The sequence below is a fragment of the Curtobacterium sp. MCPF17_046 genome (genome assembly GCF_003224295.1).
In the GTDB taxonomy this organism is placed as follows: domain Bacteria; phylum Actinomycetota; class Actinomycetes; order Actinomycetales; family Microbacteriaceae; genus Curtobacterium.
On the sequence record NZ_QKLB01000003.1, the window covers coordinates 27,883 to 46,160 of the forward strand.

21 protein-coding genes are annotated in these 18,278 nt (G+C 73.2%); 10 read left to right on the plus strand and 11 right to left on the minus strand.

The annotated features are described in order from the left end of the window. The first annotated feature begins 38 nt into the window (after positions 1-38). Complete coding sequence (locus tag DEJ32_RS03340; protein WP_110900312.1) at positions 39-617, plus strand: TetR/AcrR family transcriptional regulator; 579 nt, start codon at positions 39-41, stop codon at positions 615-617. 38 nt (positions 618-655) lie between these two features. On the opposite strand, the gene DEJ32_RS03345 is transcribed toward DEJ32_RS03340, so the two are convergent. Together DEJ32_RS03345 and DEJ32_RS16445 are read right to left on the minus strand one after the other, a co-directional pair. After that, positions 656-1,183, minus strand: a complete 528-nt coding sequence (locus tag DEJ32_RS03345) for a hypothetical protein (RefSeq protein WP_146234066.1) — start codon at positions 1,181-1,183, stop codon at positions 656-658. A 149-nt stretch (positions 1,184-1,332) separates the two neighbouring features. Continuing rightward, positions 1,333-1,458, minus strand: a complete 126-nt coding sequence (locus DEJ32_RS16445; RefSeq protein WP_258365834.1) for a hypothetical protein — start codon at positions 1,456-1,458, stop codon at positions 1,333-1,335. 337 nt (positions 1,459-1,795) lie between these two features. Between DEJ32_RS16445 and DEJ32_RS16125 the strand changes: the two genes are divergently transcribed. Then, positions 1,796-2,347, plus strand: a complete 552-nt coding sequence (locus DEJ32_RS16125; protein WP_181420573.1) for a MarR family winged helix-turn-helix transcriptional regulator — start codon at positions 1,796-1,798, stop codon at positions 2,345-2,347. Positions 2,348-2,469: 122 nt separating this feature from the next. After that, on the plus strand, positions 2,470-2,964 hold the full coding sequence (locus DEJ32_RS03355) for a DUF4126 family protein (RefSeq protein WP_110824391.1): 495 nt from the start codon (positions 2,470-2,472) through the stop codon (positions 2,962-2,964). A gap of 88 nt (positions 2,965-3,052) precedes the next feature. On the opposite strand, the gene DEJ32_RS03360 is transcribed toward DEJ32_RS03355, so the two are convergent. Further along, positions 3,053-4,033: an aldo/keto reductase gene (locus DEJ32_RS03360; protein WP_110900315.1), complete on the minus strand. Its 981-nt coding sequence runs from the start codon at positions 4,031-4,033 to the stop codon at positions 3,053-3,055. 50 nt (positions 4,034-4,083) lie between these two features. On the opposite strand from DEJ32_RS03360, the gene DEJ32_RS03365 reads away from it, so the two are divergent. The 3 genes from DEJ32_RS03365 to DEJ32_RS03375 all read left to right on the plus strand — a co-directional run bounded on the left by DEJ32_RS03365 (position 4,084) and on the right by DEJ32_RS03375 (position 6,804). Beyond that, positions 4,084-5,064 (plus strand): NAD(P)-dependent oxidoreductase, encoded by a 981-nt coding sequence (locus DEJ32_RS03365; protein ID WP_110900316.1) that lies wholly within the window; start codon positions 4,084-4,086, stop codon positions 5,062-5,064. 50 nt (positions 5,065-5,114) lie between these two features. After that, positions 5,115-5,654, plus strand: a complete 540-nt coding sequence (locus tag DEJ32_RS03370; RefSeq protein ID WP_110900317.1) for a dihydrofolate reductase family protein — start codon at positions 5,115-5,117, stop codon at positions 5,652-5,654. A gap of 82 nt (positions 5,655-5,736) precedes the next feature. Continuing rightward, positions 5,737-6,804 (plus strand): SDR family oxidoreductase, encoded by a 1,068-nt coding sequence (locus DEJ32_RS03375; protein WP_110900318.1) that lies wholly within the window; start codon positions 5,737-5,739, stop codon positions 6,802-6,804. A 51-nt stretch (positions 6,805-6,855) separates the two neighbouring features. Here DEJ32_RS03375 and DEJ32_RS03380 read toward each other — a convergent pair whose 3' ends face one another. Next, positions 6,856-7,986 carry a sorbosone dehydrogenase family protein gene (locus tag DEJ32_RS03380; protein ID WP_110900319.1) on the minus strand — a complete coding sequence of 377 codons (1,131 nt, stop codon included), beginning with the start codon at positions 7,984-7,986 and terminating at the stop codon, positions 6,856-6,858. Between the two features lie 116 nt (positions 7,987-8,102). Continuing rightward, on the minus strand, positions 8,103-8,873 hold the full coding sequence (locus DEJ32_RS03385) for an SDR family oxidoreductase (protein ID WP_110900320.1): 771 nt from the start codon (positions 8,871-8,873) through the stop codon (positions 8,103-8,105). 89 nt (positions 8,874-8,962) lie between these two features. Here DEJ32_RS03385 and DEJ32_RS03390 point away from each other — a divergent pair, with 89 nt between their 5' ends. The 3 genes from DEJ32_RS03390 (at position 8,963) to DEJ32_RS03400 (ending at position 10,450) form a co-directional block, all read left to right on the plus strand. Then, positions 8,963-9,331 carry a MerR family transcriptional regulator gene (locus DEJ32_RS03390; protein ID WP_375342310.1) on the plus strand — a complete coding sequence of 123 codons (369 nt, stop codon included), beginning with the start codon at positions 8,963-8,965 and terminating at the stop codon, positions 9,329-9,331. Positions 9,332-9,390: 59 nt separating this feature from the next. Then, the gene (locus tag DEJ32_RS03395) at positions 9,391-10,056 is read left to right on the plus strand and encodes an SDR family oxidoreductase (protein ID WP_110824378.1); all 666 of its coding nucleotides are present in this window, start codon (positions 9,391-9,393) and stop codon (positions 10,054-10,056) included. A 109-nt stretch (positions 10,057-10,165) separates the two neighbouring features. After that, positions 10,166-10,450, plus strand: coding sequence for a hypothetical protein (locus DEJ32_RS03400; RefSeq protein WP_110899783.1), 285 nt, complete (start codon positions 10,166-10,168; stop codon positions 10,448-10,450). 76 nt (positions 10,451-10,526) lie between these two features. On the opposite strand, the gene DEJ32_RS03405 is transcribed toward DEJ32_RS03400, so the two are convergent. The 6 genes from DEJ32_RS03405 to DEJ32_RS03430 all read right to left on the minus strand — a co-directional run bounded on the left by DEJ32_RS03405 (position 10,527) and on the right by DEJ32_RS03430 (position 16,878). Further along, positions 10,527-13,334, minus strand: coding sequence for an FtsX-like permease family protein (locus DEJ32_RS03405; protein WP_110900322.1), 2,808 nt, complete (start codon positions 13,332-13,334; stop codon positions 10,527-10,529). Next, positions 13,331-14,062, minus strand: a complete 732-nt coding sequence (locus DEJ32_RS03410) for an ABC transporter ATP-binding protein (RefSeq protein ID WP_110824375.1) — start codon at positions 14,060-14,062, stop codon at positions 13,331-13,333. Before DEJ32_RS03410 ends, DEJ32_RS03405 begins: the two co-directional genes overlap by 4 nt. Next, positions 14,059-14,649, minus strand: coding sequence for a PadR family transcriptional regulator (locus DEJ32_RS03415; RefSeq protein ID WP_110824374.1), 591 nt, complete (start codon positions 14,647-14,649; stop codon positions 14,059-14,061). Before DEJ32_RS03415 ends, DEJ32_RS03410 begins: the two co-directional genes overlap by 4 nt. Positions 14,650-14,820: 171 nt before the next feature. Then, the gene (locus DEJ32_RS03420) at positions 14,821-15,702 is read right to left on the minus strand and encodes an aldo/keto reductase (RefSeq protein ID WP_110900323.1); all 882 of its coding nucleotides are present in this window, start codon (positions 15,700-15,702) and stop codon (positions 14,821-14,823) included. A gap of 10 nt (positions 15,703-15,712) precedes the next feature. Next, the gene (locus tag DEJ32_RS03425; protein WP_220032991.1) at positions 15,713-16,327 is read right to left on the minus strand and encodes a YdeI family protein; all 615 of its coding nucleotides are present in this window, start codon (positions 16,325-16,327) and stop codon (positions 15,713-15,715) included. 5 nt (positions 16,328-16,332) lie between these two features. Further along, positions 16,333-16,878 (minus strand): thioesterase family protein, encoded by a 546-nt coding sequence (locus tag DEJ32_RS03430; protein ID WP_110900325.1) that lies wholly within the window; start codon positions 16,876-16,878, stop codon positions 16,333-16,335. 225 nt (positions 16,879-17,103) lie between these two features. On the opposite strand from DEJ32_RS03430, the gene DEJ32_RS03435 reads away from it, so the two are divergent. Further along, the gene (locus DEJ32_RS03435) at positions 17,104-18,090 is read left to right on the plus strand and encodes an aldo/keto reductase (RefSeq protein WP_110900326.1); all 987 of its coding nucleotides are present in this window, start codon (positions 17,104-17,106) and stop codon (positions 18,088-18,090) included. Positions 18,091-18,278 lie beyond the last annotated feature (188 nt).

Sequence of the window (18,278 nt, forward strand, 5' to 3'; positions counted from 1 at the left end):
GCTGACGGGACAAGAGTGCCATCAGTAGGATGGTGGGCATGGCGCGATGGGAACCGGGAGCACGGGAGCGGCTCGTCATCGCCGCCGTGGACCTGTTCACGGAGCAGGGCTACGACGCGACGACCGTCACCGAGATCGCCGAGCGCGCCGGCGTCACCAAGAGCACCTTCTTCCGGCACTTCCCGGACAAGCGCGAGCTGCTCGTCGCCGGACAGGAGACCCTGAGCCGTCTGCTCGCCGAGGGCATCGCCGGTGCCCCGACCGAGGCGAGCCCGCTCGGGGCCGTCGCTGCCGGACTCGAGCGGGCCTCCGGCGAGATGGGGCCGCGGAACCGGGAGCTCGGCCCCCGACTCAAGGCCGCCGTGGCCGCGAGTACCGAGCTCCAGGAGCGGGACGCGCTGAAGAGCGTCGGCATGGCCGCCGCGATGACGACGGCGCTGCTCGAGCGCGGGGTGCCCGAGACGACCGCGCACCTGGCCAGCGAGATGGGCGTCCTCGCGTTCAAGCAGGGCTACGCACGGTGGTCCGAGGGTGAACGGAGCGACGACGACGGTCTCGCACGCCACGCACTCGACGTCCTGCAGGAGCTCCGGAGCGCGACGGCAGCACTCGGCTGATCCGCGCAGGGTCGCTGCACGGGACCGCGGTACCCACGTCAGTCCCGCGCGACGACGCCCTGCCGCAGCATGTCCCGCGCGACCCGGGCCCGCGGGATCACCCACAGCGCGCTCCACAGCGCCAGTCCGGCCCAGAGGCCGAGGAGCAGCAGGGTGATCACCGTGCCGTGCTGGTCACGCATGGACCAGGTCATCGCGCTCCAGAAGACGCAGAGCACGATCTTGCCCCAGCCGCCGACCTGTTGGTCCGCCTGGGCCTGCAGCCGCGGGACCCAGACGTCTGCGGGCACCTCGGCGGGTACGTGCCGGTCGGTCACCCACCGCTCGACCATCACCACGCGCTCGTACCCGCCCTCGGCACGCCAGGACCGGAGCCGCAGCCAGCCGGCCACCGCGGCCCCGACCACTCCGGCGGGGAGGCCGACGGACACGAGCACCTGCGGGGTCGCGCTGCGGAACGACGACAGGACGAGCATGGTGAGGACGAGCGCGAACGCAGCACCCGCCACCGCGGTACCGAGCAGCCGGAGCCGCCCGGCTTCGTCGACCACTCCGACCCCGTGCACGCTCCGACCGTACCCGTGGCGGCCGACCTCCCGCTGCCCGCCGGGGGCAACGCACAGGAGGCCCGTCACCGGTCCGACGGACGGGTGATGGGCCTCCTGGAAGGGGTCCGCCGGTACTGCGGTACCGGCATCGGCGTGCCGGCCCGGGGTCAGTCCCCGGCGTTGATGAGGCCGAGCCAGCGGCCGAAGCCCGCGTGGTCGTCGTCCTGCAGGTGGAGGTGCGGGTGGCGGGCGAGGTCGTCGCGCTGGCCAGGGGTGCGGTCGTCGTCGATCACGGCGGACTCCTTCTCGTTCGGGGGTGTTCATCTCTACACGCGGGCCGCCGCGGACATTCCCGTCCCTGCGGAACGCCGGTGTCCCTGCGGGTGCCGGTGTGCCTGCGAGACGCCGGTGTGCCTGCGAGACGCCTCGGCCTGGCCGGGACGCCGTCACTTCCGGCGGCGTCTCGAGGCGATGGAGGTGTCGCTCGCTGACGGGGGTGTCTCGATGCGTCAGCCGTCCCCGCCCGGCCGTACCGGGGGACACCGCTGCGACCCGGCTGAGTCCGGCCCGCCCGGTCCTGGTACTCCTTGGGGATCGGCTGCGCCCGCAACCGAGGACGAGGTGGACGCCATGGTCGACGCGAGGACCTACGACGAGTCCGGGTACTGGTACCCCGACCGTGCGGCGAAGAGCGGCGTGGAGCTGCTCAACGCCATGCGCCGCTACCGGTCCGCCGAGGTCGCCATGCGCCAGCGCACGCGCGACACCATGCACATGGGCGCCACCGACATGGCCGCCGTCCGGTTCCTCCTGCAGGCCCGACAGCGCGGCACCGCGGTGAAGCCGACCGGACTGGCCGCACACCTCGGCATCACGACCGCGTCCACCACGGCCCTCGTGAAGCGACTCGTCGCAGCCGGACACGTCGACCGGCAGACCGACCCCGACGACGGCCGCGGGTTCCTGCTCGTCGCGACCGACTCGGGCGACGAGACGGTTCGGTCGAACCTCACGGCGGTGCACGCGCGGATGATCGCCGCCGCCGACCGGCTCTCCCCGACGACGATCGCGGAGATGAGTGCCTTCTTCGCCGAGATGACGGCCGCGATGGACGACGCCGCCGCGGCGGTCCCGGACGACGCTCGCGGTGCCGTGGCCGTCGCCGTGCCCGCCCACCACTGACCGCCACCAGCCGCGCTGAGTAGCGTCGGGCACGTGCCGACGTCCGCACCGCGCTGACGTCCGCACCACGGCGGCGTCCGGACCGCGACGACGCCGGCAGGGAAACGAAGGAGACCACCCGCATGTCCAAGAAGAGCCGGACCACCAGCACCCTCACGCGCGCCCTGCTGCTCGGGGTCCTCAGCGGAGGCCGCTCGGCCACCCCGCTCGCCGTCCTCGGCCTGCACCAGGGCGACAAGCGCCTGTCCGGCGACTGGCAGAAGTGGAAGACCTTCGACTCGTCGCTCGGCCGCGCCGGACTCGTCGCGGGTGCCGCCGGCGAGATCATCGGCGACAAGATGCCGAAGACCCCGAACCGCATCGCCCTCCCCGCACTGCTCGGTCGCATCGGCGCCGGCGCCTTCGTCGGCGCGGCGTTCGGGACCACCACGAAGTCCGGGAAGTCGGACCTGCGGATCGAGGGCGCCATCGTCGGCGCGATCGGGGCGCTCGTCGGTTCCTACGTCGCCTGGGCGGCCCGCAAGGCCGTCGGCACGGTCCTGCCGGACCCGGTGGTCGCCGTCGCCGAGGACGCGGCCGTCATCGCCGGCTCGCGTGCGGTGGTCCGCGGCGCCTGAGCCGCGGTCTGCCGGTCGCACAACCTGACGGACGGGAGGCCCGACTCACCTGGTGAGCCGGGCCTCCCGTCCGTCGTCGTGTCGGCGGCTACCAGCGTTCGTGCACGGTGGCGCGGAACCAGCGGTCGTAGAGGTCGCGGACCGTCGCCCCGAGGTCGGCGGGCAGCTCGAGCGAGCCGGCCTCGGCGTTCGACCGGGCCTGCTCGGCGTTGCGGGCACCCGGGATGGCAGCCGTGACGCCCTCTTGCGCGACGACCCAGGCGAGGGCCGCCTGCGGGACGCTGACGCCCTCGGGCAGGGCCGCCGCGAACTCCTGTGCCGCGCGGACGCCGTCCTCGAACGGGACGCCGCTGAACGTCTCACCCTGGTCGAACGCTTCGCCGTTGCGGTTGTACGTGCGGTGGTCCTCCGGGGCGAAGGTGGTGTCCGTCGTGTACTTGCCGGACAGCAGCCCCGAGGCCAGCGGGACGCGGGCCAGGATCGCGACCCCGGCCTCCCGGGCGGCGGGGAGCACGCGGTCGAGCGGCTTGAGGCGGAACGCGTTGAGGATGATCTGCACGCTCGCGACCCCGGGTCGGGCGATCGCGGTGAGGGCCTGGTCGGCGGTCTCGACCGAGACGCCGTAGGCGGCGATCGACCCGTCGGCGACCAGCGCGTCGAGGGCGTCGTAGACCGCGTCGTCCTCGAAGACCGCGGTCGGCGGGCAGTGCAGCTGGACGAGGTCGAGGGTGTCCTGGCCCAGGTTCTCCCGCGACCGGTCCACCCACTGGCGGAAGTTCTGGGCCACGTAGTTCGAGGGGACCTGGTCGAGGCGGCGGCCCATCTTCGTCGCGACCGTGACACCGGCGTCGGCATGCGCGGCGATCCACCGGCCGATGAGCTGCTCGCTGCGGCCGTCGCCGTACACGTCGGCGGTGTCGAACAGGGTGATGCCGGCCTCGGCGGAGGCATCCATCACGGCGAAGGCGTCCTCCGCGGCCACCGGACCCCAGTCACCGCCGAACTGCCAGGTGCCGAGGCCGATCACGGATACGTCGCGGCCGGTACGGCCGAGGGTGCGTCGCTGCATGCCCACGACGGTAGCCCCTGCTCGCCGAGGCCCGCGCGTACGGTGACGGCATGGACAGCAAGCGCATCGTCGTCATCGGCGCGACCGGCCACATCGGCTCCTTCCTCGTCCCGCGCCTGGTGCGTGCCGGACACGACGTCGTGACCATCAGTCGCGGCACCCGGTCCGCCTACGTCGACGCACCGGAGTGGCAGCACGTCGAGCAGGTCACCGCCGACCGCGAGCAGGAGGACCGCGACGGCACGTTCGGCGACCGGGTCGTGGCGCTGCGGCCGGACGTCGTCATCGACCTCGTCTGCTTCACGGTCGAGTCCGCTGCGGCCCTGGTCGCGGCGCTCCGCGGGACCGACGTGCACCTCGTCCACTGCGGGTCGATCTGGCGGGCGGGGCCGAGCGCCGTGCTGCCGGTGACCGAGGAGAACGCGACCCCGCCGGTCGGCGAGTACGGCATCGGGAAGGACGCCATCGCGCGGATGCTCAAGGAGGAAACCGCCGACGGGGGTGTCGTGACGACGTCGCTCCACCCCGGACACATCAGTGGTCCGGGCTGGGCGCCGATCGGCCCCGTCGGCAACCTCGACCCCACCGTCTGGCGGACGCTGTCCGCCGGCGAGCCCCTGCCCGTCCCCGGGCTCGGAGCCGAGTCGATGCACCACGTGCACGCCGACGACGTCGCCCAGGCCTTCGAGCTCGCCGTCGAGCACCGGGACGCAGCCGCGGGGCAGGACTTCACGGTCGTCGCCCCGACCGCGCTCACGGTGCGCGGGTACGCCGCGCTCGCCGCGTCCTGGTTCGGCCGGGAGGCCCGGCTCGATTCCGTCTCCTGGGACCGGTTCCGCCAGGCGGTCCCGGCCGAGCACGCCGAGGCGAGCTGGGAGCACCTCTCCCGGAGCCACGTGTTCAGCATCGACAAGGCGCGGCGGCTGCTCGGCTACGCGCCCCGGTACACCGCGGAGGAGACGGTGCTCGACGCGGTGCGGTGGCTCGTCGACAACGACGAGGTGGCGGTCGCGGGGCCGCTGGTCGTCTGACCCGACGCGGTCGGATCCGCGCTGTCGGTGCTGCTCGGTACCGTCCCGACATGAGCACGATCTACTCCGTCGCGGCGTCCCTCGACGGGTTCGTCGCCGGGCCCGACGACGACCTCGACTGGCTCCTGCAGTTCGGCTTCGACGCGTTCCGGGAACACCACGACCGCTTCACCGCCGGTGTCGGCGCCCTGGCGATGGGGGCCACGACCTACGAGTGGCTCCGTGGACACGACGACGCGTGGCCGTACCCGGACAAGGTGACCTGGGTCTTCTCGTCGCGCAGCCTCGACGTCCCGGCGGACGGGGACGTCCGTGTGGTCACCGGTGACGTGCGGGGCCACCACGGACTGGTGATGGCGTCCGCCGGGGGCCGCGACCTCTGGATCGTCGGAGGTGGCGTGCTCGCCGCTCAGTACCAGCAGGCCGGGCTGCTCGACGAGCTCCACGTCACGGTGATGCCGATCGCGCTCGGAGCCGGCACGCCGCTCCTGCCCGTCGAATCCGGCACGGGTGCGCTCGACCTCGTCGGCACGACGGCGTTCGACGGCGGAGCGATCGAACTGCGCTACCGGACGTCGACCCCGGGCTGAGGACCTGCATGGACCGGGCACCGGAATACACCCAGGCGACAGGTGTTGTCTCCGGTCCACCGTCCCCACCGGAAGGAACCGCATGACCGCGACCCCGCACGCCCTCGTCGTCGGCGCCACCGGCATCGCCGGATCGGCGATCGTCGACCACCTCGTCAGCGACGGCTGGACCGTCACCGCGCTCTCGCGCCGACCCGGAGCCGAGCGCGCCGGCGTCACCTGGCGGTCGGCGGACCTCCGGTCGGCGGCGTCCCTGGGGTCGGCGCTCGCCGACGTCCCGGCGACGCACGTGTTCTTCACGGCCTGGTCCCGCCAGGCCACCGAGGCCGAAAACATCGCGGTGAACGGCCGCATGGTGCGCGACCTCCTCGCCGCACTGTCCGGTGCGCCGGTGCAGCACGTCGCACTGATGACCGGCCTGAAGCACTACCTCGGCCCGTTCGAGGCGTACGGCCAGGGCGCGATGCCGGACACCCCGTTCCACGAGGACGAGCCCCGGCTGGACGTCGACAACTTCTACTACGCGCAGGAGGACCAGCTGTTCGCCGCCGCGGCACGCCAAGGCTTCACCTGGTCGGTGCACCGCTCGCACACCGTCCTCGGGTACGCCGTCGGCAACGCGATGAACATGGGGCTGACGATCGCCGTCGCCGCCGCGATCAGCCGCCACACCGGGCGCCCGATGGTGTTCCCGGGCAGCGAGACGCAGTGGAACGGCCTGACCGACGTCACCGACGCCGACCTGCTCGCCGCGCAGATGGTGTGGGCCGCGACCGACCCGGCCGGTGCCGACGAGGCGTTCAACACCGCGAACGGCGACGTCTTCCGCTGGCGGTGGATGTGGCCGCGGATCGCCGCACACCTGGGTGTCGAGGCCGAGGGGTTCGACACCGCGCCGCGGCCGTTCGAGCAGCAGATGGCCGACGCCGCACCGGTCTGGGCCGAGGTCGTCGCCGAGCACGGCCTCGTCGGGCCCGACCTGGGGCGCCTGGCGTCGTGGTGGCACACGGACGCCGACCTCGGCCGCGACATCGAGGTGATGACCGACATGTCGAAGAGCCGGCTCGCCGGGTTCACCGAGCACCACCGGACGCTCGACTCCTTCACCCGGCTGTTCGACCGGTACCGGGCGGAGCGGCTCGTCCCCTGACGCCCGGACCGGTCGGCAGTCGGTCGGCAGCCGTTCGACCGGCCGGGGCGGTCAGCCCGTGGTCAGCGGGACCTGCACGACCCGGTCGTCGCCCTCGTCCGGGTCGCCGCGTCCGTCGGTGTTGTTCGTGACGAACCAGAGCGTGTCGTCCGGGCCGGCGAGCACCGTGCGGATCCGGCCGTACTCCCCGGCGAAGTACTCGTGCGCTGTGCCGGGGTCGTCGACCGGGACGCCGCGGAGCACCCGGCCCTGCAGGTTCGCGATGAACACGGTGTCCCCGACGACGGCGAGGCCGCTCGGGCTGGCGTCGTCGGTCGCCCACTGCTGGACGGGGTCGACGAACCCCTGGTCCTCGCCGCCGGTGCCCTCGACCTCCGGCCAGCCGTAGTTGCTCCCCGGTTCGATGACGTTGAGTTCGTCGCGGGCGTCCTGCCCGAACTCGGACGCGAACATCGTGCCGTCCGCGCTCCACCCGAGGCCCTGCACGTTCCGGTGCCCGAGGCTCCAGACGGGGGAGCCGGGGAACGGGTTGTCGTCGGGCACGTCGCCGTCCGGGGTGAGGCGGAGGATCTTGCCGGCGAGCGAGTCCCGGTCCTGCGCGTCCTCACTCGTGCCGGCGTCCCCGACGCTGGCGTAGAGCATGCCGTCCGGGCCGAACGCGATCCGCCCGCCGTCGTGGAAGGTGTTCGCGGGCAGGCCGTCGACGAGGGTCGTGGCGTCCCCGAGCGTGGTCGACCCGGCCGGTCCCTCCAAGTCGTAGCGCTCGATGCGGTTGCCGTCCTCGCCGGTCGAGTACACGAACAGGTCGTCCTCGTGCAGGGCGAGTCCGAGCAGGCCGCCCTCGCCCCCGTGTCGGACACCGGGGACCGTCCCGACCGTGCGGCGCTCGCCGTCGGCCGTCAACTCCAGCACCTCCGCGGAGTCCCGCAGGCTGATGAGCGCGTCGGGACCGTCACCGGTGCGCACGACGGACCAGGGAGCCTCCAGTCCGGTGACGACGTCGGTCGTCGCGCCGTCCGGCGCCAGCTGCCCGGCAGCCAAGTCGGCCGGGGCGGAGGCCCGCGGTGAGCGGTCCGCGTCGGGCCGGTCCGCGTCGGACCGGTCCGCCCCCGTGCAGGCGGTGAGGATCAGGGCGACGAGCGCGACGCTCGCGGCCGAGACGGTACGACGTGTCCTGCCCATGGTGTGCCTCCCGGTGCGGTGTCCGTCGATTGCACCCCGTGCAGGTGCACAACCGCTGGGTGGACCGCGACCGGGAGCGCCGTCACCATCGAGACCGGCAGCCGCCCGGGTGCCCGCTACCGCGCCAGCACCCGCAGGGCGAGCGCGGTGACGGCGCGGGTCGGCAGCAGCCGCAGCACGGTCGCGGCGAGTGCGTTCGCCCGCCCGTCGACGACGGACGGGCCGGAGCCGTCGAGCGCCGCGAGGACGGTCGCGGCGACCTGCTCGGGTCGCCGTCCCCACCGGCCGGTGGCCGCGTTCATCGGGGTCCGCGTCGGGCCGGGACTGACGGCGACGACCCGCACGCCGCTTCGCCGTGTCTCGGCCCAGAGCGCCTGCGTGAACGACAGGACGTACGCCTTCGAGGCCGCGTAGGCCGCCAGGACCGGTGCCGGGGCGAACCCGCCGGTGCTCGCGATCGAGACGACGGAGCCGTGCCCCCGCTCGACCATCCGCGTGACCACCGCCGTCGTGAGTTCGGTGAGTGCTCCGACGTTGAGGTCGACGAGGCGGCGCAGGGCGACCGGGTCGCTGTCGACGACGAGGCCCCGCGAAGCCACGCCGGCACTGCCGACCAGCAGTTCGATCTCGGTCCCGTCGCCGGCCAGGCGGTCGAGCAGGCGGGTGACGGCTCCGTCCTCGGCCAAGTCGAGTGCGATGGTCGTGACGGGGACACCGTGCCGGTCGCGGATGCCGTCGGCGGTCTGCTCGAGTCGGGTGGCGTCCCGGGCGACGAGGACGAGGTGCGCTCCCGCTCGCGCGAGGGCGTCGGCGACGGCGGCGCCGATCCCGGTGGAGCCCCCGGTGACGAGGGCGGTGCGGTCGCGCATCTGTGCTGCTGTTGTCATGCGGGTACCGTAGACATTGACGTCAGCGTCAAGGTCAAGCGGAGGGCGGCGGGATCGTGCTGATCGGCGAGTTGAGCGCGGCGACGGGTGTGAGCACGCGGGCGCTGCGGTACTACGAGCACGAGGGGCTCATCACGAGCAGACGGCGTCCGAATGGGTACCGGGACTACGACCCGGACGCGGTCGAGATGGTCGCGCTCATCCAGGACCTCTTCGCGGCCGGGCTCTCGTCGGGACTCCTCCGTGACGTGGTGCCCTGCGTCGCCGGAGACGCCGGGGGACCGCCGCCGGCGGACCTCCTCGCCCGGGTCGAGCAGGTCCGGGACGACCTGCTCCAGCAGGAAGCGCGGCTCGGGGCTCGGCGGGAGACGCTCGACGACTACCTGTCCGGCCGGCGGCGACCGGCGCGCATCGACGCCCTGGTGTCGGCCGACGCGTGCCTGCCGGACCGGACCTGACTGCCGCACGACGGCGCCTGGTTCAGTGGAACGACCACCACCAGTCCCTGGAGGACCACATGACCACCATCGCCATCGTCGGCGCCGGCAAGGGCCTCGGGCTCGCCGTCGCCGAGCGTTTCGCCCGTGAGGGCTTCGCCGTCGCCCTGATCTCCCGCAACCAGGCCCGCCTCGACGAGCTCGCCGCCTCGCTCCGGGAGCAGGGGCACCAGGCCGCCGGGTTCGCCGCGAACGTCCGCGACGGGGACTCGCTCCGCCGTGCGCTCGAGCAGGCCACCGAGCAGCTCGGACCGATCGAGGTCCTGCAGTACAGCCCGCTGCCCGCCAAGGAGTACATGCGGCCGGTGCTCGAGACGACCGCCGAGGACCTCGTCGGCCCGATCGAGTTCTCCGTCTACGGCTCGGTGAACGCCGTCCGCCAGGTCCTGCCCGGCATGCGCGCGATCGGCTCCGGCACGATCCTGTTCGTCAACGGCGGCAGCGCGGTCCGTCCGGGCGCGCGCGTCACCGGCACGTCGGTCGCCTTCGCCGGCGAGAGCGCCTACGCGCAGCTGCTCCACGACGCCGTGCGGGACGAGCAGGTCCACGTCGGCCAGCTCATCATCCCGTTCGGCATCGACGACGGGCAACAGGACCACTCGGGCGCCGCGATCGCCGAGCGGCTCTGGTCGATCCACACCGAGCGCGGCGACTTCCGCACGTACGCGGAGCCGCTCCCCGAGTAGACGGTCGCGGCGCCCGACATCGCGCAGCGGACCCGGCACCGCGCGAGTGCGGAGTCCGGTGTCCGTTCCGGGGTGTCGACGACGCCACCGGCGGGCTACCGTGGTCCGCATGCGACGCAGGGACCGGCCGACCGGTGACACCGCGCTGACGGTGGACGAGGCCACCGCGATCGCCGACCACGCCGAGGCCGGCCGTCTCGACATGGAGGACCCGGAGGTCCGCCGCCTGGTCGGCGAGGCGAACCGTGTCCTCGTCCGGGCCGGCGTGTGGGGCGTCGACGAGACCCCTCGGCAGCGCCGACGCCGACGGATCCTCGCGGTCGGCGCGTCGGTGCTGGTGCTGTCCTGGCTGGCCGGGCTGTTCCTGCCCCTGCTCGCCCGGCTCGCCGACTAGCGCGTCGAGTCCCCTGCCGGCGACGTGACCGCCGGACGGGAGGCTCGCAGCCAGCTGGCAGCGGGCCTCCCGTCCGTCAGGCGGTCCGTCGGACCGCCACACGCCGTCGCCGACCGGCGACCGCCGAGACCCCCGCGGTCACGAGGACCGGCAGCCCGAGTCCGAGCACCGCGAGCGACACCGGGTCCGGGGCGAACGGCATGTGGACGACGCCGTCCGGTGTCGGTGTGAACCGGAGCGTCAGGGCGCGGAGCGGCAGGGTCCCGAGCGCGACCCCGACCAGCGAGCCGACCAGCGTGAGCAGCGCGGCCTGCCACGTCGAGACCAGGCGGCGGACACCGGGCGAGGCGCCGACCGCGTCGAGCACCTCGTCGTCACGACGCCCGTCGGCCCGCGCGAGCCCGATCGCCACGGTCGTGGCACCGAGCGTGACGATCCCGGCCAGGAGCGTGACGACGACCGCGATCGGCCGGAACGGGTCCTCGGGGCCGTTCTCCACCGAGAACCACGGGTACCAGAGGTCGGCGTCGGCACCCGCCGCGGTCTGCCAGGTCGCCGCGAGGGTGTCCGTCTGCTCGTCGGTGATGCCGCCCGGGAAGGACCCGACCAGGAAGGAGCGCTCGGTCTCGAGCCCGTGCCGCTGGGCGCCCTGCGGCGTGAGGAACAGTCCGAGGTGGAGGGGTTGGTCGGTGTGCTCGACCACGGCCGGCAGGGTCGTCGAGCTCGTCGCCCGCGTGGTCGGCTGCTCGCCGTACGCGGTGAACTGCGAGAGGGGTCGGGTGTCGAGCCGGACCACGCCGTCGCGCACGTACTCGGGCCGCATGGAGACGGCGTCACCGCGTTCGAGTGCGGCGCGTGCGGCCCGGGACGGCCGGTGGCCGAGGAGCTCGGCGAGGTCGTCGACGTCTCCGGTCAGGACGTGCGGGCTCGAGGCGTCCGGTGCGGTCAACCAGTCGGAGCACGCTCCGGTGCTGCTGTCGGCACAGTCCCGCTGGTGCACGTCGACGGGCAGGGTGACCGGGGCGTCGTCGGACCCGGTCTCGACGCCCGCGCCGAGGAGTCGGACGTCGGCGTCGGGCAGGACCTGACGCACGACCCGGAGTGCCCGGTCGCGGAGCGCCGCGTCGATCCCGTCCCCGGTGATGGACGCGGTGCCCACGCCCTCCGCGGTGGAGAACTCGTACTGCGCTTCGGTCTGCGCCTGTCCCGCGGCCGCGAAGGTCAGCACGACGGTCGAGACGAACACGACGCTCATCACGCTCGCGAGCACGGGGACCGTCCGGACCGGGTTGCGGACCGCGTCGCGGACGGCGATCCGGGCGGGCAGACCGAGCCGCTCCCCGATCCGGGCGACCCCGGCGAGCAGCCGACGCGCGGCGAGGACGATGCCGAGCTGCGCCAGGCAGGGGCCGATCGCCACGCCGACACCGACCACGAGCGCGAGGTGGTCGTCCTGCACCGGACGGTCGTTGAGCATCAGCACGCCCACGCCGCAGGCCATCGTCATCAGCACGCCGATCCCGGCGAGCACGGGTCCCGCGGCTGCGGCCCACCGACGCCGGGACACGGGCGCGGGGCGGGTGGCGCCACGGAGGGCGCTGTCCACGTCGACACGGCTCGCGCTCCTGGCCGCGACGAGCGAGGCCGCCCACCCGGCCAGGACCCCGAGCACCACGACGGCGAGCAGCACGAGCCACGGCAGGTGCACCCCGGGGTAGCGAGCGCGGTCCCCCGAGTCGAGCAGGTGGAAGGCCGCGACACCGCCACCGATGCCGAGCACGGTGCCGCACACCGCCCCGACGGCGCCGAGCACGAGGCCGGAGGACGACACGACCGTGAAGAGGAAGCGCCGGTCGCCGCCGACGCTCGCCAGCACCGCGTGCGAGCGGGTGTCCGCACGGGAGCTCACCAGGAACGCCGCAGCCGCGAGCAACCCGACCTCGAACAGGGCGAACGCGCCGGCGAGGCCGACGTACCCGTAACTGACGATCGGGTCGTACCCGCCGGAGCTCCTGCTGGCGAAGGGCGGGTCGAGCACGACGGCCCGGGACTCGACCACGATGCCGTGGTCGTTGTACCGCTGGATCTCGGGCCAGGTCACGCTGCGGTCGGGGAGGAACACCTGCGTGGCGTCGTCGTCACCGAGACCGAGGGACCCCCACGGGCCGAACACGGCGAGGGTGGACGACGGCTGGCCGAGGTCGCGGAGGGTGCCGACGATCGTGACCTGCCGCTGCACCGGGTCCTCGAGCTCGAGTGTCTCGCCGACGGCGACGTGCAGGCGGTCGAGCGTGGCGGGTGTCACGAGCACCTGGCCTGCGGCGCGCGGGACGGCGCCGTCGATCCGGTCCCAGTGCCCGTGGAGGGCGCCGGCCCAGGTCTCGCCCTCGACCGCGGTGACCGTCACGGGGACCTCCGGCCCGGCGACGACCGCGGAGCCCTCCCGCACCGGGATGGACGCGGCTCCGTCCGGGACAGAGGTGAGCAGGTCCGCGGTCGGCGGGGCCGGGGTGTCGGCGTCGGTGCTGGTCGGGTCGTCCTGCCAACGCTGGAGCGGCGTGCCGGGCCGCGTCACGGCGGCGTAGCGGTCGACCGGGTCCTGCCGCATCCCGACCAGGTCCGGGCCGTTCGACTCGAGGAGCGCGGCGGACCGCCCGAGCTCGACGGTCAACTCGTCCTCGGTGCTCTGTGTCGTCGACGCGATGAGCACGCTGCCCGCCGCGAGTCCGGCGATCGGCAGCCCGATGAGCGACGCGACGAGCACCGCGCGACCGGTCCGGGCGAACGCCAGACGCCGGGCCAGCAGGAGCGCGGGCCGGAGGGCGAACGGGGAGCGGCTGCGGATCGTCGGACGGTGCGTGTCCCGACGGGGCCGCTCGCTCACGACCGGTCCTGCGCGTCCGACAGGGCCAGCTCCACGCCGGCGTAGGCGGTCTCGTCGACGATTCGGCCGTCGCGGAGGAACACGATCCGGTCCGCCCAGGCCGCGTGCCGGGCGTCGTGCGTGACGAGCAGCGCGCCGGCACCGGAGTCGACGTGTCGGCGGAGCATGCGCAACACGACCTCGCCGGTCTGCGAGTCGAGGGCACCGGTCGGCTCGTCGGCGAGGACGAGCTTCCGGTCGCCGACGACCCCCCGGGCGATCGCGACCCGCTGTCGCTGGCCGCCGGAGAGGTCGTCCGGCCAGGCGTCGAGGCGGTGCCCGAGTTCGACGCTCTCCAGCGCGAGCTGTGCGGCCTTCCGGGCACGCCCGGTGCGCCAGCCGTCGAGCTCGAGTGGGAGCGCCACGTTCTCCACCGCGGTCAGCGAGGGGATGAGGTTGAAGTCCTGGAAGACGAAGCCGAGCACCCGCCGACGCAGGGCCGCGAGCTCCCGGGCCGGACGGTCGGACACCCATTCGCCGTCGATGCGGACCTCACCGCTCGTCGGCGGCATGAGCGTCCCGGACACGGACAACAGGGTCGACTTGCCCGATCCGGAGGTCCCCATCACGGCGACCATCTCGCCCGGACGGATCGTCAGGTCGACACCGGCCAGAGCGGTCACGGCCTGTGCACCGCTGCCGTACTGGACGGCCACGGCGTCGAGTTCGAGGAGCGGGGTCGAGGTCATCGGACGGCCTCGCCGGAGCGACGGCCGGTGGGCTCGCTGCCGTACGCGTCCTCGTCGTCGGGCTGGCCGAGGGTCCCGCGCGACGTCGGCTGGTACCGCGCGACGCTCGACTCCACGTGGTCGAGCCAGCGGACCTCGGACTCGGCCTGGAACACCATCGACTCGAGGACGAGCGACCATGCCAGGTCGGTCGCCGGGTCCGTGGTGCGCTTGAGGCGCGTCAGGTCCTGCAGTGCCCGGACCGCTGCCGTGCGCTGCACCTGCACGAGGCGTTGCACGTCGACGCCGGGGACGGTGACCGCGATCGCGAACTTGATCGCGAGTTCGTCCCGTCCGCGCTTGGCCGGGACCGGCTCGCTGAACCACCGGTCGACCGCCTCGCGGCCCGCGTCGGTCGCCGTGTAGACGACGTGTCCGTCGTCGTCGGCGTCCCCGCGGGCCACGAGGCCGTCGCGCTCCAACCGGTCGAGCGTCGTGTAGACCTGGCCGATGTTCAGCGGCCAGCTGCCCCCGGTCCGGTGCTCGAACTCCCCCCGGAGCTGGTAGCCGTAGCCCGGCTCGGCCACCAGCAGTGCGAGTACGCCCATGCGGACACTCATCGTTCCCCCTCCGACCCGGCGGAGCGCTTCTCCCCGGGCATACCGAGTATGCACATACCCGGTATGCGGCGGCAAGCGGGTCGGGCGGAAGTCATCCTGCAGACGGACGGGAGGCCCGTGGCGATCCCGCCACGGGCCTCCCGGTCGGAGCGGGACAGCTCAGCTGTGCAGCTTCGACAGCTCCTGGAACTCCTCGTCGCTGAGCTCGATCGTCGCGCCCTGGAGGTTGTCCTCGAGGTGGTCGACGCTCGACGTGCCGGGGATCGGCAGCATGACGGGCGAGCGCTTGAGCAGCCAGGCCAGTGCGACCTGCGCCGGGGTGGCGTCCTTCTGCTTCGCGAGTTCGGTGAGCGGGGAGTCCTCGCCGGTCAGGCCGCCGGTGGCGAGCGGGAACCACGGGATGAACCCGATGCCCTGCTCCTCCGACCAGTCGAGGAGCTCCTCGGCCGAGCGGTCGGTGAGGTTGTAGAGGTTCTGCACCGAGACGATCGTGGCGATCTGCTGCGCGGCCTTCACGTCGTCGACGGAGACCTCGGACAGCCCGATGTGGCGGATCTTGCCCTCGTCCTGCAGCTTCTTCAGCTCGCCGATCTGGTCCTCGAGCGGGACCTTCGGGTCGATGCGGTGCAGCTGGAACAGGTCGATGCGCTCGAGACCGAGGCGGCGGAGGCTCATCTCGGCCTCCTGGCGCAGGTACTCCGGGCGGCCGACCGGCGGCCACTCGTTCGGGCCGGTGCGGGTCAGGCCGGCCTTCGTCGCGATGACGACGTCGTCGCCGTAGGGGTGGAGGGCCTCCTTGAGGAGCTCCTCGGCGACGTAGGGGCCGTACGAGTCGGCCGTGTCGAAGAAGTTCACGCCCAGCTCGACGGCGCGCTTCAGGACGCGGATCGCCTCGTCGTGGTCCTTCGGCGGTCCCCAGACGCCGGGGCCGGTGAGCTGCATGGTGCCGTAGCCGAGGCGGTTGACCTCGAGGTCCCCGCCGATGCGGAAGGTGCCGGAGGACGCGGCCGGACGGTTCGTGGTGTCAGTGCCAGTGGTCATGCATCCCGGTCTACGCCTCCGGGTCGATGACCCGTGGAGGCTGCGCACCGGGACGGGGGTACGGCGTCTCCCCACGCGTGAGGCCACCGACGAGCTTCGCGATGCGATTCGCCCGCGCGGTGTCGCTCGGGGCGGTCACCACCCGGTGCACGACGGCGTACCGGTTCGTCGCGTCGAGCTCCGCGAACAGTGCGGCGGCCGTCGGTGCAGCGTCGAGCGCTGCCCGGAGGTCCGCCGGCACCTCGGCGGTCGCAGCCCCCGCGTACGCGCGGTCCCACCGACCGTCGTCCTTCGCGCGGTCGACCTCCGCCTGCCCGCGCGGCCGCATCCGTCCGGCCTCCACCAGCGCGGCGACGAGTCTGACGTTCCGCTTCGACCACAGGGACGCCTTCCGCCGCGGGGTGAACCGCTGCAGGAACGTGGCCGCGTCGAGCCCACGCTTCGACCCGTCGATCCACCCGGAGCAGAGCGCCTCGTCCAGGGCTTGCGCGTACGTCAGGCTCGTCGGGCTGGTCGTGCCCTTCTTGGCGAGGACGAGCCAGACCCCGTCGGACGTGTCCTCGTGCCCGTCCAGCCAGGCGCGCCAGGCGGCGGCGTCGGCGACGACGAACGGCTCGATCTCCATGCCGGTCATGGTCGCACGCGGTCGCCTCCCGAGCCACTGATGCGGACGGCGTCGGCCCACGCGGACACCCAGTCCGGCAGGGTCAGGTCACGGGGTGCGCCACCGGCGGCGGCGAGCAGCTCGTCGGGCCGGACCGTGCCTCCAGTCCGGCGGAGGAACCGGGCCTGCACGACCGCCCGGGCCACGACGTCCCCGTGCCGCGTGAACGTCTGCTCCATGTACACCGCCCGCTCGTCCACCCCGAGCACCCGCGAGCGCAGCTCGAAGCGCTGCCCGAGCGTCAGCGACCGCTTGTAGGTGATCGTCTGTGCGGCCACGACCGGGTACCAGCCGCGCGCGCCGACCACCTGCCAGAAGCCGGAGCGCAGCATGAGGTCGAGTCGGCCGAGGTCGAGCAGCGACAGGTACTTCCCGTTGTTGACGTGCCGCAGCGGGTCCAGGTCGGTGAGCGTCACGCGGAACGGCGTCCGCGACTCGTCCCACAGCGACAGCCGCCGCCGGGACAACCGGATGCGCAGGGTCAGCAGCAGGAGCCGGAAGGTCAGGTTCACGGGGTCGATCCGACCACCACCGGGGCCCCGGCGCGAGGAGGTTGGAGGTTCCCCACCACGACGGTGCCGTCGCCCGCCTCGACCTTGCCGTTTCCCGCTCCCCGCCGCCGCTTCCCGCTCCGCGGTGCATTCCCGGCAGACGGGCACGGTCAGGGCCTCCCTCCACGACGACCCGGGCGAGTACACCGGGACCTGCAGACAACGGACCTGATGAAAGGACCACGCATGCAGACACGCTCCCTCTCCGACCTCCAGGTCGGCGCGATCGGCCTCGGCACCATGGGCATGAGCGCCTTCTACTCCGGCGCCGGCTCCGACGACGCCGAGTCGATCCGGACCATCCAGCGCGCCATCGACCTCGGCGTCACGCTCTTCGACACCGCCGAGGCGTACGGCCCGTACACGAACGAGGAACTCCTCGCCGAAGCCCTCAAGGGCCGTCGCGACGACGTCGTCATCGCCACGAAGTTCGGGCTCTACCACCACGAGGCCGACGAGCAGACGCCGACCCAGACCCGGGCGATCTCCAGCGCCCCCGAGTCCGTCCGGGTCGCCCTCGAGGGGTCGCTCCGCCGCCTCGGCACCGACCACATCGACCTGTACTACCAGCACCGCGTCGACCCGGCCGTCCCGATCGAGGACGTCATCGGGCAGCTCGCCGGCTTCGTGCAGGAGGGCAAGATCCGCCACATCGGGCTGTCCGAGGCCTCTGCCGCGACGATCCGCAAGGCCCACGCCGTGCACCCGATCACCGCGCTGCAGAGCGAGTACTCGCTGTGGACGCGCGACCCCGAGGGCGACGTGCTCGACACCCTCCGCGAGCTCGGGATCGGCCTCGTGCCGTACTCGCCGCTCGGCCGCGGGTTCCTCACCGGCGCGATCACGAAGCCGTCCGACCTCGGCGAGGACGACTTCCGTTCGGCGAACCCGCGCTTCCAGGAGGAGGCTTTCGCGGCGAACATGCGGATCGTCGACGCGGTGAAGGGCATCGCGGACGAGGTCGGCGGCACCCCCGCCCAGGTCGCCCTCGCGTGGCTGCTCGCGCAGGGCGACGACATCGTCCCGATCCCGGGCACGAAGCGCGTCACCCGGCTCGAGGAGAACGTCGGCGCGGCCGACGTCACGCTCTCGGCCGACCAGGTCGAGCGCCTGTCGGCGCTGCCGCTGCCGACCGGGGACCGCTACCCCGACATGTCGAGCATCGGGCGCTGACCCTCCCGCAACACGCAACGGAGGCGGTCCCACACGACGCGATCGCGTTGCGCGGGGCCGCCTCCGTTGCGTTCTGCTGTCAGTCGCGGGGGTGTCGCCGCCGTGCACGATGGGCGGCAGCGAGGTACGCACCGCTGCCCGCCGCGGTGACGCCGATCATCGCTCCCCCGAGAGTGGCTTGTGCAGTG